Raw genomic sequence first — 15,157 nt, 5'->3', positions numbered from 1 at the left:
TTCACGAGTCGGGTCGGGTGCGGGGCTATATGTCTTGATCGGGGCTGAGTGCTTGGACGTCGTCCGTTGGGTGCATGGGAGCGCCGGCTGGCGCTGCCGGTTGGCGGTTCTCCGGGTTCCTCGGGTCGTGGGCGGACAGGTTCGTTCAGGCTGGTTGTGGGATGGCGGCGATGTTGGCGAAGACCGCGACGATCGCTGCTGCCCAAGGCCAGGTCTCCGGGATCCGCAGCCGTCGACGGCGGGCGCCGTGGGTGAGGCGGGCCGGGACGTGCAGGAATCGATAGCGCAGTGCCTTGGGCTCGCAGGCGGCGAGCACCTTGGCGTCTCCGACCATTCCCACGAGCCTGGTCCAGGCCACGAGGTCCGCCGCGATGCCGGCCAGCGCCAGCCACGTCTGGTTGATGGCGAACTCGCGGGACGGGAACCGGCCCAGGCCGGTGTCCTTGGCGTGGCGGATGCGGTCCTCGACCCGGGCGTGGGCCCGGTGGCGGGCCTCCAGGAACGCCAGCTGTCCGCTCGTGGTGTTGGTCGCGAAGGCCTGGTAGCGCCAGCCGTCGGCCTCTTCGAACAGCGACAGCTGCGCGCCCGGGTGGGGGCGTTCGCGTCGGACGATGATCCGCATCCCCTCCGGCCACGCGGCCAGGTCGAGCAGCCCGGTGAGCTCGGCGACGTCGCCGCCTTCGCGCACCCCGCCGTCGGCGTCCAGCGCCGGGGTCCAGATCTGTTCGGGGACGTTGGCGATGGCGTGGCGGATAGGCTCGGTGACCGCGAACCCCACGCTGTACTCCAGGCTGCGCCCGCGGACCCTGCCCTGCTCGGTGAGCCAGTCCAGCAGGCGGTGGGAGGCCCCGGCGCCGTCGGAGCGGATCAGCAGGCGCCTGCGATAGGCGGCGGGGACCTGGCTGATCGCATCGGAGAGGACCGCGATGTGATCGGCTGCGGTGTTCGATCCGGCCTTGCCGGTGCGCAGCATGCCCGCGAGGAACTCGGAGGTGTTGTCGCACCAGACCCCGATCGGGTGGAAGCCGAAGGTCTTCTTGAATGTCGGGGAGGCCTGCTCCTTCTCGGAATGGGCCACCACGATCGTGGCATCCACGTCCAGGACCACCACGTCCTTGCCGAGGTCGGCGCCCGCGGCCCGGCTGGCCGGCACGCCGGCGGGGAACTGGGCCCACACGTGCCGGCGCGCGCGTGCCCGGGCGGCCTGGATCCGCTTCAGCCGCGACGGGGTGACCTCGTCCAGCGCCCTCCAGACGGTCGGGGGCGACGCGACCGGGCCGAGCACGTCAGCCTGATGCCTGAGGACATCGATGTCCGCGATCGCCTCCCCGCCACCGGCGATCATCACCGCCACGTCGGCCAGCACCCGGCCGCGGTCGTGGATCGGGGAGAAGGAACGGCGTGCCAACGCCTTGGACAGTCCAGCCGTGAGCCCGGACCGGTCCGCCATCAGACGCAACGCGACGCCACCCGAGTGGGCCACCACGCCGACACCGTCAGCGGACACGGACAGACCCGACGACCACAGAGTACGCTTCACCTACCGAGTGCTTTCTGCTGGGCAACCTGGGACCTTAGACAAGTCCAAGTTTCCCCCGGTCAGAGGGCACTTCGGTGTTTCTACGCGCCGATCAGGCCGCCGCCCCGTGAACGATCCGGGCTAGGGCTCTCGCTGGAACCAGTCAAGCTGAAAGCGAGACCCTTACGCATGTATCCCTATCCAGTCATGCCCGACATCTGTCCACCATCGAGTCCCTCCTGCTGCCGCATAGCCGAAAGCCTCGAGGGGTGAGCATGTCCTACAGCAACAAGCAGTTCGGTCAAACCGTAATGCATGACTTTCAACGACGCCGCGACCTGCTGGAAAAAGGCGGCATCACGGCGTCTGCCGGGACCACTCTAGAAACCCGCGGACTCGGCCATCCGATGTTCGAAGAGCTCCGGATCGGAGAGCGCCGGTCCGCACGAATCGCCACTGTCTTCCTAGACCTCACCAACTTCACCGGTCGGACCTTCTGGGATGACGCCGTCGAAGTCACGGATCTCGCTCATGCGATCCTGACCGGCTTCGTTGAAGTCGTCTCCGTATTCGGTGGCCACCCCCTCGGGTTACGTGGTGACGGTCTATTCGCCGGCTTCGGGCCGGGGAAACCAGATGTGGTCTGCAGCCTCGCACTGGGAGCATGCGCTTTCGCTCTTGACGGAGTTCAGAACGAGTTGAACCCACGCCTCGCCGAACGGGGTCTCGAGCCCGTCCAAGCCCGCGCAGGAGTCGACTTCGGAGAGGTCACTTTTGTGCGCAGCGGGAGCCAATCCAGGAGCGAAGTCAACGCGATCGGCTTCTCAGCCAATTTCGCCGCCAAGTGCGAGAAGGCCGCAAACTCTTGGGAAGTCGTCGCTGGAGAGGGCCTGGTGACCCAGCTAGGTACTAACGGACGTTTCTCCGAACACCCCGATTCCCCGAAGCATTATCAGCGCGACTACCAGCGTCGCGCCTACAAGTACTTCGACTACAGATGGCGTCAGGTCCTCCCGATCCTGCCCAGCGTCATCCAGCAGCTCAACGGCCGCCCAGCCTCGGCCATCACCGTCGGCTAAGCGCCCAGGAGGAAACAATGTCCATCGCCGCTCTTCTGAGTCACCACGGAGTGAAAGCTCCCAGATACGTAACCATCGATGGCGAGATCGTCTTCGATGGCGTCACCGAAACGGCATCGGGCCCAAAACACCACTCGCGAGGTCCGGTCACCCGGGTCCCGAACCACACGTTCCACGGCGGAGATAACCTCACCGACGACGCGGGTGACGGCACTCCCTGGTGGAGCGACCCCAAGAAGCTGGAGAAGCACGTTCAGGCCGTGGAACTTGCCTTCCCAAATTTCCGGTACACCGCGCCCCAAGGCGAGATCTCGCCATCATGGACTGGAGAGATCAACACAGGACGCGGGAGGTTCATGATCCAGGTTTCACTCCGCCGCGACCGCGGACTGCCACGAGTTCAGCTCGTCAGCCATCAAAAGCTTGGACGCGCCACGGGGCGACGCTTCGAGCGGTCGCCGCACCTCTATCTAAATGGGGACCTCTGTGTGGCGGAAACTGCAGACTGGCGCCGCGACGAGCACACCGCCGCCACCGCGATCGCCTGGGCTGCTCATTGGCTCGCATGCTACACCGAATGGCGCTTCACAATGAGGTGGCCGGTGGCCGGAGTCAACGTTGCTTCGTAGGGCTCGCAAGAGCAGTCCCAGCGAGCAAGCCACTGACAAACCCAACGACGGCAGCTTCCAGGCCATGGATCAAGTCGCCAATTGGGTTCGCTTTGCCGATACGAAGGCGACAGTGCTGACGGCCGGTCTTGGCGTCGTAACGACCATGGTCATGACCAATGCGAAGACGATCTTAGACGTGCTCAAGTCGGGAGGGCTAACAGCCCTCGTCACCACGATCCTGCTCTCCAGCCTTGCAGCCATCGCCTTCCTCTGGACGTTGTTTTGGCTTGTCCGCGCGCTCGAACCTAAGAGCACTGCAACGCATCACGGCATCAACCGGTTCGCGTGGCCCACATTGGCTGAAGCCTCGGCAGATGAGATCAGACGGCACAGCGAACACACCCAAGCTGGCGAGGATGCTTGGCGGCAAGTGGTCGACTTGTCCATCATCGCGAAGCGAAAGTTTCGTGCCAACAAGATGGCAGTTCGGGGCTTCGCCCTGCTTGTGATCACAGCAGTCGCACTCGTGACGACATCAGCTGCAATGGCTGCGTGGTCTCCTCAGTCTCCACCAGCTCAACAAGCGAAGCCGACGATGGGAGCCACCGCAGTTACCACGCAGCGCGACTGACGGAAGCACTGGGTACTTTGCCGATGCGCTGGCGGCCGCGATGGGCGACGATCCTGAAGTGACCGCAGTTCTGCTTCGCGCGGGACAGAAGGTGGTATCAACGCGATTGGCGGTACGAGGGCACGGAGAAGTCTCCCAGCATGACCTTTGACCGTAGTGCGGAGACAGCGGCGCGGCTCGCGGTGGAAGCCTCCGAAGTAGTGCGCCGCATTGACACGGACAGCCTCTGGCCTGCTGACATAGCCGTTCGCCTCGCGAAGCTTGTCGGGTGGGCTTCCGACCCCGAGGAGAGGTCTACGCCTGCCAACTAGGCTTCGCCTGCTCTCGAGACCGGGCTGTTTCTAGCCCTGATTCCGAGCGCCGCGTCGTTCGGGGCCGAGGAGCTGGCAGCAGCTCTAACTGGCAGTGAGACATGTTGATGGGGGACGAGCCGCACGCGCTTCTCTGGGAGTGAGTTCAGCGAAGCGCGTGTTTTTGGGCTCCGGCGGCGCCAGTTAGGACCGACGCCGTGTTCGTGAATGTCAACCGGCGGTAGCCCAGTTCCCGGTAGTTAGCCCAGAGGGCACCGAGATTCCGCTCGGCGAGCCTCGCCACTGCATGCGCGAAATGCGGGGCCGGATGCGCAAGATCGAGACAGTCCCCCTCGATGACGGCGTGCCGGACGCCTGATGACTTCATGAGCTTGTGCAGAGCCAACGCCGCCGTCGTCTTCCCCACACCCGACGGGCCACCGATAAGGAGAACATGTGATCGCATGGCGCCAACTCTTCACGAATCGATGATGGGTCGGCAACCGGCGCAAACCGCACGCGAGCGGGTCCCCATTGGGGCAATCTGGAACGGCCTACTCCCGTCTCATGAATACCCGCCTCTGCCAGTTGAGTAGGCCTGTCACAGCAGCGCCATCCGCTCGATGAGCAGCCGCAGCGGTTCGGGCTCCTCGCCGGGCCTCAGCGCACCGGCCAGCTCCCCAGCGAGCAGTTCCTTGCGGCCAGACGCGACACCGCAGAACCGATGCAGCTGATCGGACAGTGGGCGTCCCTGCCAGGCCGGCTGTTGCTGGAGGGCCGCCAGTTTGCCCCTCAGGCCGAGCCGCTCGACCACGTCGAGAGCGCGTGCCGTCCCGACCGCCCGGATGAGTTCGTCCTCGAGGTCCGATTGGCAGATGAAGAACCCATACGAGGGCAGGTCGCTCGCATCCCGCACTGGACAGCCCACGGCATCCAGGGCCCTCACGACGTATCTGGCCTCGCCTGCGTCGCACAGCCCGAGGACGTCGGCGTCAGGTACCCGGTGCCGGATGTCCACAAGAACGCTGCGGACGTTTGTCACTCCCCCGAGATTCACGAACCCCACGCGCTCGAGGTCGACGCCTCGCGCCGAGGCGAGCACCCTCACGGCCGCGACGTCGCTCACTCCCTCGAGGAGCACCATCACCCCGGGCGATGGGTTGCCGAACGCATGGCGGCCCGTGTCCATATACGCAAGCTTCCCACGGGGTTCCACGACGGGTCCGGCCCCAGGTCCCTAGCCGCACCGACCGGATGCAAAGGACACTGGGGGCATGCTGTAACTACCTCCAGATCGGACTCATGCTGGCCTGGCTCGTGGTTGAGGCAGTGCTCGACTACATCCTGAAGATCGACTCCGCCATACGCCGTGGATGGTGGTGAGCTACGTGGTCCTGTTCTTCGCTGGCACCGGCGGAATGCTCGGCATCGCGGCGAACGCCGGCGTCGGCTGGATGATCGTGGCGGCCCCGCTGTTCCTCGCGATGGCAGCGCTGGCGTTCGTGCAGCGTGCCGTGACGGCCCAGTAAGGCCCGTGCGTCACACGGCCCCGACGTACCTCGCGAGGTGCTCCCCCGTGAGCGTCGAGCGGTTCGCCACGAGATCGGCGGGCGTTCCCTCGAAGACCACGAGGCCGCCGTCGTGCCCCGCACCGGGACCAAGATCGACGATCCAGTCGGCGTGCGCCATGACGGCCTGGTGGTGCTCGATCACGATCACGGACTTGCCCGAGTCCACGAGCCGGTCCAAGAGCCCGAGGAGTTGCTCGACGTCGGCCAGGTGCAGACCCGTGGTCGGCTCGTCGAGGACGTAGATGCCGCCCTTCTCCCCCATCTGCGTGGCGAGCTTGAGCCGCTGCCGTTCGCCGCCGGACAGGGTGGTGAGGGGCTGGCCGAGCGCGAGGTACCCGAGGCCGACGTCGGCCATCCGCTCGAGGATCCGGTGCGCCGCCGGGATCTTGGACTCGCCGTCGGAGAAGAACGACTCCGCCTCCCTGACCGGCATCGCGAGGACCTCGGCGATGTCGCGCCCGTTGAGCCTGTACTCGAGGACCGCGGCCTGGAAGCGCTTGCCTCCGCATTCCTCGCATGGCGTGGAGACGGTGTCCATGAAGCCCAGATCGGTGTAGATCACGCCGGCGCCGTTGCAGACCGGGCACGCACCCTCGGAGTTGGCGCTGAACAGCGCCGGCTTGACGCCGTTCGCCTTCGCGTACGCCTTGCGGATCGGCTCGAGCAGGCCCGTGTACGTGGCCGGGTTGGAGCGGCGCGACCCTTTGATCGCGCCCTGGTCGATCACGACGACGCCCTCCCGGCCCGCGACCGAGCCGTGGATGAGCGAGCTCTTCCCGGAGCCCGCGACGCCGGTGACCACCGTGAGCACCCCGAGCGGGAGGTCGACGTCCACGCCCTTGAGGTTGTGCGTGGAGGCGCCGCGCACCTCCAGCACGTCCTTCGCGTGGCGGACCTCCTCCTTGAGCCGCGCCCGGTCGTCGAGGTGCTTCCCCGTGAGCGTGGCGCTCCCCCGGAGTTCCTCGACCGTGCCCTCGAAGCAGATCTCGCCGCCCGCGGTGCCGGCCCCTGGACCGAGATCCACCACATGGTCGGCGATGGAGATCGCCTCGGGCTTGTGCTCGACGACGAGCACGGTGTTGCCCTTGTCGCGCAGCTGGAGGAGGAGTTCGTTCATGCGGGCGATGTCGTGGGGATGCAGGCCGATCGTGGGCTCGTCGAACACGTAGGTGACATCGGTCAGCGAGGACCCGAGGTGCCGGATCATCTTGGTCCGCTGCGCCTCGCCCCCGGAGAGGGTCCCGGACGAGCGGTCGAGGGAGAGGTACCCGAGGCCGATGTCCACGAACGAGTCGAGGAGGTCCTGGAGGCTCTTCAGGAGCGGCGCCGCGGAGGGCTCGTCGAGGTCGCGGACCCAATGGGCGAGGTCGCTGATCTGCATCGCGCAGAGATCGGCGATGCTCACGCCCCTGATCTTCGAGGACCGCGCAGGCGCCGCGAGGCGCGTGCCGCCGCACTCGGGGCATGCCTGGAACGTGATGGCCCGCTCCACGAACGCGCGGATGTGCGGCTGCATCGCCTCCTTGTCCTTGGAGAGCATGGACTTCTGGATCTTGGGGATGAGGCCCTCGTAGGTGAGGTTGATCCCCTCGACCTTGATCTTGGTCGGTTCCCGGTAGAGCAGGTCGTGCAGTTCCTTGGTGGTGAACGTGCCGACGGGCTTGGCCATGTCGAAGTAGCCGGACCCGGCGAAGATGCGCCCGTACCAGCCGTCCATGCTGTAGCCGGGGACGCTGATCGCGCCGCCGGCCAGGGACTTGCTGCCGTCGTAGAGCGCGGTGAGGTCGAAGTCACTCACCTGGCCGGTGCCCTCGCAGCGAGGGCACATTCCGCCCGTGATGCTGAAGGTGCGCTTCTCGGACTTCCCGGTGGCAGTCTTGATCGCCCCGGCACCCGACACGGACGGGACGTTGAAGGAGAACGCCTGCGGAGAGCCGATATGCGGCTGGCCGAGCCGGCTGAACAGCATGCGGAGCATGGCGTTGGCATCCGTGACGGTGCCGACGGTCGAGCGGATGTTCGCGCCCATGCGCTCCTGGTCCACGATGATCGCCGTGGTGAGCCCCTCGAGGAGGTCGACGTCGGGCCGGGCCATCGTGGGCATGAAGGTCTGCACGAAGGACGAGTAGGTCTCGTTGATCATGCGCTGCGACTCGGCGGCAATCGTGGCGAAGACAAGTGAGCTCTTCCCCGAGCCCGAGACGCCGGTGAAGACCGTCAGCCGCCGCTTGGGCAGGTCGAGGCTGACGTCCTTGAGGTTGTTCTCGCGTGCGCCCCGGACACGGATCAGGTCATGGCTGTCGGCTGCATGCATGGCGCCAGTCTAGGCGGGCGGGCGCCGGAGGCTACGAGAGCCCGTGGGCCGCGGCGTACTCCCCCAGCGCGTCGGACCCAAGGGCCCTCGCGACGTCGGCGATGCCCGTGTAGTCCGGTACGACGATCGACTGGCCGTCCGCCGAGGTGCCGGTGCCCGATGTCGGCAGCGTGAAGAAGGCGCTCGACGACGCATCGACCTCGCGCAGCGCATATCCGAGGGCCGCGAGGCCCGTCGCGTCGAGGCCCGGGTCCGTGATCACGTACGGCATGGCGAGGCCGACGACGCCCATCGCCTCGGCGGGGCCCCGCACGCGACCGGTGGCAAGCAGCTGCGCGACGAGACTGCGAACGAAGGCCTGCTGATCCCGCACCCGCTGGTAGTCGCCATCGGGGAAGGCGTACCGCTCGCGGACGAACTCGAGCGCCGCTTGGCCATCGAGGTGGTTGACGCCTTGGGAGAACGTGTGGTGCGTGTCGAACGTGGCGGTGAACGCGACCGGGACGTTCACGTCCACACCCCCGAGCGCATCCGTGACGGCCTTGAAGCCGTCGAAGTCGAGAAGGGCCCAGTGGTCGATCCGGACCGATAGCAGGGAGCTGACCGTCTCGGCCACGAGCTGCGGGCCGGCGAGGGCGAGGCCAGCGTTGATCTTCGACGGACCGTGGCCGGGGATGTCCACCCACAGGTCCCGCATGATCGAGATGCCGAAGATCCTGCGGTGGTCGGCCTGGACGTGGATGAGCATGATCATGTCCGCCCGCTGGTCCGCGACCCCGCCGTTGGCCTGCTGGCCCGCGATCGCCTCGCGGGCGTTCCCGCGGATGTCGCTGCCCATCACGAGGATGTTCAGCGGGCCGGACTCCACCGCCGGGAGCGACGCGGACGCGCTCGCAGACGGGCCGGCCGACGCCGAGGGGCCGGGAGCGGTTCCCTCGCCCGGCGCCCCGCGCGGGGTCATGAGCACGAACGTGCCCACCGCCGCCCCCACGACGACGAGGAGCGTGACGGCGGCGAGAATCAGGCGCGAGCGGACCCGGCGCCGTCGTGCGTCAGAACCGCCCCCGGACTCGGCCATGGCTCAACGGTGGCCGTCCTGAGGGCCCGGCGGAAGTGCCATTCGGCCTCACCCGGTCAGACAGCGAGGGCGCCGTCCCAGCCCAGCTGGAACGGCGCCCTCGCGAAGCCGCGGGAGCGTCAGACGAGGTCGCCGACGTGCACGGTGAAGACGTCCGGGCCACTGCGCGTGACCTTGACGTGGTCGCGGTGGGCACCGGCGGTCGTGGAAACATGGGAAATCGCCTCTTCGAGCGTGTGGTCCACGGTCGAGGGATCCCAGATCTTGAGGGTCACGGAATGCGAGTCAAAGGTCATGCGTCTCAAGCTTTCTCTTCTGTCAGGAGCGTGGCCCCGGCCGACTCCTCGTTGAGCCTGCCTGATCATGATATCTAGACCGGTACGGTTCGTAACCTTTCTGTGACCGACTCCACAGAAAGTATGACGTACCGGTCTAGCGCCGCCGCGCAGTCCATGCGAGCAGCTGCTCCACGGGCCACGTCGTGACGATCCGCTCGGCGGGGACCCCGTTCGCCGCCGCCCTCGCGGCGCCGTAGTGCAGGAAGTCCAGCTGCCCGGGGGCGTGGGCGTCGGTGTCGATGCTGAACAGGCAGCCGGCGTCGAGCGCGGCCTGGATGAGGCGGTCCGGCGGGTCCTGCCGCTCGGGCCGCGAGTTGACCTCCACTGCCACGCCGTTCGCGGCGCACGCCGCGAAGACACGGCCTGCATCGAACTGCGACTCGGGGCGCGTCCCGCGCGAGCCCTGGACGAGCCGGCCGGTGCAGTGCCCGAGCACGTCCGTGTGCGGGTCCTCGATGGCAGCGAGCATCCGCCGTGTCATGGGCCCGGACTCGGAGCGGAGCTTCGAGTGGACGCTCGCCACGACCACATCGAGCCGCCCGAGCATCGCCGGGGTCTGGTCGAGGGCGCCGTCCTCGAGGATGTCCACCTCGATTCCGGCCAGCAGCCGGAACCCGTCCTCGGAAGACTCATTGGCCTCCGCGACATCGTCGAGCTGCCGTGCGAGCCGTTCGGCGTCGAGCCCGTGGGCGATCGTGAGGCTCGGCGAGTGGTCAGTCACTGCCTGGTAGGACCGGCCCAGCCAGCGCGCGGCCTGCGCCATCTCCTCCAGCGGCGCCGTGCCATCCGAGGCGTCCGTGTGCGAGTGGAGGTCCCCGAGGAGGAGCGCGTGCAGTCCCGCGCCGCCTTCACTCCCGGCCAGGGGCTCGCCGGAGCGTTGCCGCAGCTCGGCCAGATAGGCGGGAACACCGCCGTCGACCGCCTCGCGGACCACCGCGAAGGTCCTGTCGCCGATGCCCTTGACCCGCCGCAGCCGCCCGTCGCGGGCACGCTCCGCGACGTCTTCGGGCTCCATCCCCGCGACGATGCCGGCGGCGGTGCGGAACGCACGCACGCGGTACCCCTCTGCCTGCTCCCGCTCGAGCCAGAACGCGATCTCACGCAGCGCCTCGACAGGATCCACCGCTACCCCTCCGCTTCCGCCTCGGCGGGCCCGAACCCGCGGCGGCGCCGTCGCGACCAGTCTGGCAGCGGCAGCGTCAGGACGGCCAGACACCCGACGATGAGCACCATCCCGAACCATCCGAGTATGGGCAGCCTCTCCCCCACCACGGCAACGGCGAGCGCAGCGGCGACTACGGGCTCCGCGAGCGAGACGGTCGTCGCGGTGCTCGCGGAGACGCGGCTGAGGCCCCACCCGAACAGGATGTAGCCGAGGAACATCGGGATCCCGGCGAGGTAGGCGCCGACCGCGACGTTCCGCCAGGACTCGAGCAACGCCCCGCCCGTTGCGGCGAGGACCACGAGCAGGCCGAGGGCGGCCACGCCGAACGTCGCGCCGACCGCGGCGCGTGAGGACAGCCCGGCGCGGATGAGGCGGTGGCTCGTGAAGGAGTACAGCGCGTACGACGCCGCGGCGACCGCTCCGAGGGCAACGCCGGCCACCGTCTGGGCCGCCTCGCCGGACGCGGCAGCGCCGGCTGCTGCATCTGAGGGGACGCCGCCGCGGGCCAGGCACAGGACCACCGCTCCCGCGATGCCCAGTGCGGCGCCCGCGGCCCAGCGGCCCGAGAGCCTGCGGCCGTCGAGGATACGCTCGAGCAGCGCCGCGGCCACGGGCGCTCCACCGATCGAGACGGCCGTCCCCACCGCCACGCCGGCGAGCCGCATCGACGTGTAGAACGCGAGGGCGTACACGAGAACCGCGAGGGCCCCGATCGCGACGAGGCGCCACGATCGTGCCACCTGCGAGCGGCTCCGCACGATCCGGGGCGCGGACGTCGCGGCGAGCAGGAGCCCACCAAAGCCCATGGACGCGGAACCGACCGCGAGGGGCGGCACCGTGGGCGCGAGCGCGGAGGCGGTCCCGGTGGTGCCCCACAGGATCGAGGCGCCGAGCACGCAGGCCACACCCAACCCGTGGTCGTGGCGGGCGGCGGTCATGGGGCCTCCGGAGGTGAGCTTCAGGGCCCCAGCCTACGCCGCGATGACCACCGACGTGGCCAGCACGTCGCCCTTCGTGTCGAGCGCCTGGACGGCGAGGTGCGGCGCCGCGGCCACGGCCGCGTTCGTCTCGAATCCGCGCTTCCTGATGACCGCGGCCTCCGAGAGCGACGCGGGGTCCGGGCCGGTGAGGAACCGCCAGCTAGACACCTCGGTGGCCCCGTTCCAGCTCGCGTAGGCCTGCATCGTGGACCCGTTGCCGTGCACCACGGCGACCTCGGGCGGAGTCGTGGGCGTGGCCGTCCATTCGTGGCGGTAGGCCCGGTAGCAGCCGCCTCCGATCCCGGTGGCCTCCGCGATGGCGGTGCCGTCCGCCGCGAACTCCGTCGCGGCCGGATCGGATCCCCATCCGACCATGTAGTGCCCGTTGTCGAGGAACTGCACGTTGCCCATGGCGTTGCCACGGTGGCCGCCGTGGGCGAGGGCGAGCTTGAGCGTGACGGTCCGTGCCTTCTCGTCCACGGCGAGGATGAGTCCTCGCGAGGTGCCGGTCGTCCCGTCCTTGAAGTGGTTGTCGAACATGCTCACGACGCCGTTGGGCCGCTGCCGCACGTCGTGCTGCCATGCGAAGGCCGCCTCGGCGGGGATGGCGAAGTCGCTCCGCTTCCCGCCGAGGCGCCAGATGATCTCGCCGGCCGGGGTGACGAGGTATGCCGTGTGGGTGTGGCGCGACGAGACGAGATACCCGTCGGCCCGGCGGTCCACCGAATTGACGTGGAACGGGTCGTAGGCCTTGGCCGCCGACGTGCCGTTGGCGGCCGGATCGTCCGAGGGCCTGATGAACGACTCGGCGAAGTCGATGTGCTCGGACGCGGTCCAGTCGAAGAGGACCCCGCCCGTGGCGACGTCCACCTCCTGCACCCGGCAGTCGAAGAAGTATCCAGTGGCAGGCCCGCCCACGGACGTGAGGTCGGCCTGCACCGTCGGGTACGAGGTCATGAGCGCGGTTCCAGCCTGGGTGAGCGTGAACTCGTGCAGGTCTGCCTTGAGGCCGCCGCCGGTGGAGACCTGGGCGATGGTCGTGTATGTGGAGTCCTTGATGATGCCCACGCCCTCGCCGTGGCCGCCGATCCCCTTCCCGCTCCAGTACGTCAGGACGGGCTGGCCTCTGTAGCTCTGGACGCGCAGGTCGGTGACCCCGGCGCCGGTGGGTTCCATCCACACGGGCGTGCCGGCGTTGTCCATGATGAGCCCGTTGGTCCCATGGCCCATGGGCCCCGTGAAGAGCAGCCCCGGAGCCGTCGCGGAGTCGTTCCAGATGCTCACGTGAGGCGCGGTGAGCTTGGTGCTCATGAAGGTCCGGTCCGGGAGTCCGGTGGCCGCGGCGGGGGACGCGGACGGCGAGGCGGAGGGAGCGGGCGTCGCTGCGGCGGCGCTTTGCGGCAGGGGGAAGATGCTCGAGCGGGCGACGCCCGCGCCGGCTACCGCGCCGACGACGGCGAGTCCGGCACCCTGGATGAAATGGCGGCGGCTGACCCTGATCATGTGCCCCAGCGTAAGGACGGGGCCTATGCGCCAGAGAGCTCCCAGCTGTGGCCCAGCTGAGCGTCAGGCGATCGCGAGGTGTCAGGCGATCGCCAGGGCCCCGACGAGGCCCACAGTGCCCACCACGAGCGTGGAACAGGCGGCGAGCGCGAGGGTGCGTCCGCCGCGAGCCACGAGGGATCGGATCCGGACGCCGGCACCTAGGCCGAACATCGCCGTCGTGAGCAGGAAGGCCTGCACGCCTGAGGCCGCGCCGAGGGCCCCCGCGGGAAGGGGCATGAGGCTGCGCACTGCGACGAGCGCGACGAACCCGAGCACGAACAGCGGCACAAGCGGCGGGCGCCTGCCGCCTGCGGGCCCGCTGCGCCGCTGCCGCCAGGACAGGACCGCGGCGACGGGTGCAAGCATGAGGACCCGGGCCAGCTTGACGGTCACGGCGACCCCGAGCGCGCCGCCGCCGAGCAGGCCGCCCACCGCGACAACCTGGGCGACCTCGTGCACACTTGCCCCGGCCCACACCGCGCCGACCCGGGAATCGAGGCCGATCAGTCCCGCAAGGACCGGGACGATCGGGATCATGAGCGTGCCGAACAGGACCACGAGGGCGACGGCGGTCACGGTCTCCTCCTCGTCGGCGTCCACGACGGATTCGACGCCGGCCACTGCGGCCGCCCCGCAGATCGAGAAGCCGCAGGCCACGAGCAGGGCCTGCCGGCGCGGCACGCGGAGCAGCCGCCCAAGCAGCACCGTGGCGAGGATGCCGACGACCACGACGCACACCGCGAGCGCCGGGACGCCCCAGCCCAGGGACGCGAGGTCCTTGAGGGACAGCTGGAGGCCGAGCACCACGATCCCGAGGCGCAGCGGCACCCGCCCGGCGAACGCGAGTCCGGGCGCGAGCCGTTCCGGCAGGAGGCCCATGTTGCGCGCGGCGATGCCGAGCACGATCGCGACCAGGAGCGGGCTCAGGCCCGGGATCAGCGCGGCCGTGCCGACGGCGGCCAGCGCCCCGGCGAGCGCGACCGCGAGCCCCGGGACGATCCGCAGAACCGTCCCGGGCACCGGTGTGCGGGGGATCTGGCTCTGGGTCGCTGTGCTGGATCCTGTGGCTGGCATGGTTCCATCCTCCCGGCGACCGTGCACGGCCAGTAGCCGCCGATCCGGCATGCATCCCATATGCTGACGATATGGCTGTGCGCGACTGGGACCTCCGGCACTACCGCTTCCTCGCGGCCCTCGCCGCCGAGGGCAGCATCGGGGCCGCGGCGAGGGCCACGGACATGGCGCAGCCGAACGCATCGCGGCTCCTCGAGCAGATGGAGCGTTCGGCGGGCTTTCCGCTCGCGCGCCGGACCCCGCGCGGCACGAGCCTCACGGACCGCGGCCGGGTCGTGGCCGGCCTCGCCGCCGAGGTCGTCGAGGCGGCGGAGAGCCTCACGCGCGCAGTCGCAGCCCTCGAGGGCGGCCGCGGCTCCCTGCACCTGTGCGCGTCCCTCACCGTGGCCGAGCACCTCATGCCCGGGTGGCTCGCCACCGCCCAGCAGCGCCTCGCCGGGGTGACGACGACCCTCGACGTGGGCAACTCCGACGAGGTCTTCGACCGCGTCCGCTCCGGCGCGGCCGATCTGGGCTTCGTCGAGGGCCCCACCGTCCAGACCGGGTTCCGGTACCTCGACGTGGGGCGGGACGAGCTCGTGGTGATCGTGCGCCCGGACCATCCCTGGGCGCACGACGGCGACATCGCGCCGCGCGCTGTCGCCGCGGCGGGGCTCGTGGTGCGGGAGCCGGGGTCGGGGACTCGGCAGACGGCAGATCTGGCCCTCGCACCGTTCGGCACCGGGCCGCGCTTCGAGGTGGGCAGCAACGCCGCGCTCGCGGCGAGCGTGGCCGCGGGCCTGGGCCCCGGCGTCGTGAGCAGGCTCGCGGTCCAGGGCGCCCTGCGCGGCGGTCGGCTCGTGGAGGTCCCGACGCCGGAAATGCAGTTGGCGCGCGTGCTGCGCGCGGTGTGGCACGCGGGCACGCCGCTCGAGGGGCCGGCGCGTGAGTTCCTCGAGATCGTCGCGGCCGTACGCTAGGTC

General features: G+C 69.2%; 14 protein-coding genes. 5 read left to right on the top strand and 9 right to left on the bottom strand.

What is annotated here, in order from left to right:
* Positions 1-145 precede the first annotated feature (145 nt).
* Positions 146-1,540, bottom strand: coding sequence for an IS1380 family transposase (locus SCMU_RS10460; protein WP_229229277.1), 1,395 nt, complete (start codon positions 1,538-1,540; stop codon positions 146-148).
* Positions 1,541-1,794: 254 nt separating this feature from the next.
* Between SCMU_RS10460 and SCMU_RS10455 the strand changes: the two genes are divergently transcribed.
* The 3 genes from SCMU_RS10455 (at position 1,795) to SCMU_RS10445 (ending at position 3,840) form a co-directional block, all read left to right on the top strand.
* Positions 1,795-2,598, top strand: a complete 804-nt coding sequence (locus SCMU_RS10455; RefSeq protein ID WP_229232889.1) for an adenylate/guanylate cyclase domain-containing protein — start codon at positions 1,795-1,797, stop codon at positions 2,596-2,598.
* Positions 2,599-2,615: 17 nt separating this feature from the next.
* A complete protein-coding gene (locus SCMU_RS10450) occupies positions 2,616-3,227 on the top strand; it encodes a type II CBASS E2 protein (protein ID WP_229232888.1) in 612 nt (203 codons plus the stop codon).
* Positions 3,228-3,291: 64 nt separating this feature from the next.
* Entirely contained in the window at positions 3,292-3,840 is a 549-nt protein-coding gene (locus SCMU_RS10445; RefSeq protein WP_229232887.1) for a Pycsar system effector family protein, read from the top strand.
* 891 nt (positions 3,841-4,731) lie between these two features.
* On the opposite strand, the gene SCMU_RS10440 is transcribed toward SCMU_RS10445, so the two are convergent.
* Positions 4,732-5,319 carry a hypothetical protein gene (locus SCMU_RS10440; protein WP_229232886.1) on the bottom strand — a complete coding sequence of 196 codons (588 nt, stop codon included), beginning with the start codon at positions 5,317-5,319 and terminating at the stop codon, positions 4,732-4,734.
* 184 nt (positions 5,320-5,503) lie between these two features.
* On the opposite strand from SCMU_RS10440, the gene SCMU_RS10435 reads away from it, so the two are divergent.
* Positions 5,504-5,659, top strand: coding sequence for a hypothetical protein (locus tag SCMU_RS10435; RefSeq protein WP_229232885.1), 156 nt, complete (start codon positions 5,504-5,506; stop codon positions 5,657-5,659).
* A 10-nt stretch (positions 5,660-5,669) separates the two neighbouring features.
* Here SCMU_RS10435 and SCMU_RS10430 read toward each other — a convergent pair whose 3' ends face one another.
* The 7 genes from SCMU_RS10430 to SCMU_RS10400 all read right to left on the bottom strand — a co-directional run bounded on the left by SCMU_RS10430 (position 5,670) and on the right by SCMU_RS10400 (position 14,195).
* On the bottom strand, positions 5,670-8,015 hold the full coding sequence (locus tag SCMU_RS10430) for an ATP-binding cassette domain-containing protein (RefSeq protein WP_229232884.1): 2,346 nt from the start codon (positions 8,013-8,015) through the stop codon (positions 5,670-5,672).
* 31 nt (positions 8,016-8,046) lie between these two features.
* Entirely contained in the window at positions 8,047-9,093 is a 1,047-nt protein-coding gene (locus SCMU_RS10425) for an LCP family protein (protein WP_229232883.1), read from the bottom strand.
* 119 nt (positions 9,094-9,212) lie between these two features.
* Positions 9,213-9,389 carry a hypothetical protein gene (locus SCMU_RS10420; protein WP_229232882.1) on the bottom strand — a complete coding sequence of 59 codons (177 nt, stop codon included), beginning with the start codon at positions 9,387-9,389 and terminating at the stop codon, positions 9,213-9,215.
* A gap of 136 nt (positions 9,390-9,525) precedes the next feature.
* Positions 9,526-10,554, bottom strand: a complete 1,029-nt coding sequence (locus tag SCMU_RS10415; RefSeq protein ID WP_229232881.1) for a PHP domain-containing protein — start codon at positions 10,552-10,554, stop codon at positions 9,526-9,528.
* Between the two features lie 2 nt (positions 10,555-10,556).
* Positions 10,557-11,534: a DMT family transporter gene (locus SCMU_RS10410; protein ID WP_229232880.1), complete on the bottom strand. Its 978-nt coding sequence runs from the start codon at positions 11,532-11,534 to the stop codon at positions 10,557-10,559.
* Positions 11,535-11,567: 33 nt separating this feature from the next.
* A complete protein-coding gene (locus tag SCMU_RS10405) occupies positions 11,568-13,079 on the bottom strand; it encodes an arylsulfotransferase family protein (protein WP_229232879.1) in 1,512 nt (503 codons plus the stop codon).
* Positions 13,080-13,160: 81 nt separating this feature from the next.
* The gene (locus tag SCMU_RS10400) at positions 13,161-14,195 is read right to left on the bottom strand and encodes a YeiH family protein (RefSeq protein WP_229232878.1); all 1,035 of its coding nucleotides are present in this window, start codon (positions 14,193-14,195) and stop codon (positions 13,161-13,163) included.
* A 71-nt stretch (positions 14,196-14,266) separates the two neighbouring features.
* Here SCMU_RS10400 and SCMU_RS10395 point away from each other — a divergent pair, with 71 nt between their 5' ends.
* On the top strand, positions 14,267-15,154 hold the full coding sequence (locus SCMU_RS10395) for a LysR family transcriptional regulator (protein ID WP_229232877.1): 888 nt from the start codon (positions 14,267-14,269) through the stop codon (positions 15,152-15,154).
* Positions 15,155-15,157 lie beyond the last annotated feature (3 nt).

Origin of the sequence: Sinomonas cyclohexanicum (genome assembly GCF_020886775.1) — a bacterium.
GTDB classification, from domain to species: domain Bacteria; phylum Actinomycetota; class Actinomycetes; order Actinomycetales; family Micrococcaceae; genus Sinomonas; species Sinomonas cyclohexanicum.
The sequence above is the reverse complement of the archived record's forward strand: the minus strand, read 5'-3'. Positions and strand labels throughout refer to the sequence as shown.

What these genes read in the sequence shown, in the direction of transcription:
- SCMU_RS10455 (WP_229232889.1), top strand. Translation starts at nt 1,795, where the DNA reads ATGTCCTACAGCAACAAGCAGTTCGGTCAAACCGTAATGCATGACTTT.
- SCMU_RS10450 (WP_229232888.1), top strand. Translation starts at nt 2,616, where the DNA reads ATGTCCATCGCCGCTCTTCTGAGTCACCACGGAGTGAAAGCTCCCAGA.
- SCMU_RS10445 (WP_229232887.1), top strand. Translation starts at nt 3,292, where the DNA reads ATGGATCAAGTCGCCAATTGGGTTCGCTTTGCCGATACGAAGGCGACA.
- SCMU_RS10440 (WP_229232886.1), bottom strand. Translation starts at nt 5,319, where the DNA reads ATGGACACGGGCCGCCATGCGTTCGGCAACCCATCGCCCGGGGTGATG.
- SCMU_RS10435 (WP_229232885.1), top strand. Translation starts at nt 5,504, where the DNA reads ATGGTGGTGAGCTACGTGGTCCTGTTCTTCGCTGGCACCGGCGGAATG.
- SCMU_RS10430 (WP_229232884.1), bottom strand. Translation starts at nt 8,015, where the DNA reads ATGCATGCAGCCGACAGCCATGACCTGATCCGTGTCCGGGGCGCACGC.
- SCMU_RS10425 (WP_229232883.1), bottom strand. Translation starts at nt 9,093, where the DNA reads ATGGCCGAGTCCGGGGGCGGTTCTGACGCACGACGGCGCCGGGTCCGC.
- SCMU_RS10420 (WP_229232882.1), bottom strand. Translation starts at nt 9,389, where the DNA reads ATGACCTTTGACTCGCATTCCGTGACCCTCAAGATCTGGGATCCCTCG.
- SCMU_RS10410 (WP_229232880.1), bottom strand. Translation starts at nt 11,534, where the DNA reads ATGACCGCCGCCCGCCACGACCACGGGTTGGGTGTGGCCTGCGTGCTC.
- SCMU_RS10405 (WP_229232879.1), bottom strand. Translation starts at nt 13,079, where the DNA reads ATGATCAGGGTCAGCCGCCGCCATTTCATCCAGGGTGCCGGACTCGCC.
- SCMU_RS10400 (WP_229232878.1), bottom strand. Translation starts at nt 14,195, where the DNA reads ATGCCAGCCACAGGATCCAGCACAGCGACCCAGAGCCAGATCCCCCGC.
- SCMU_RS10395 (WP_229232877.1), top strand. Translation starts at nt 14,267, where the DNA reads ATGGCTGTGCGCGACTGGGACCTCCGGCACTACCGCTTCCTCGCGGCC.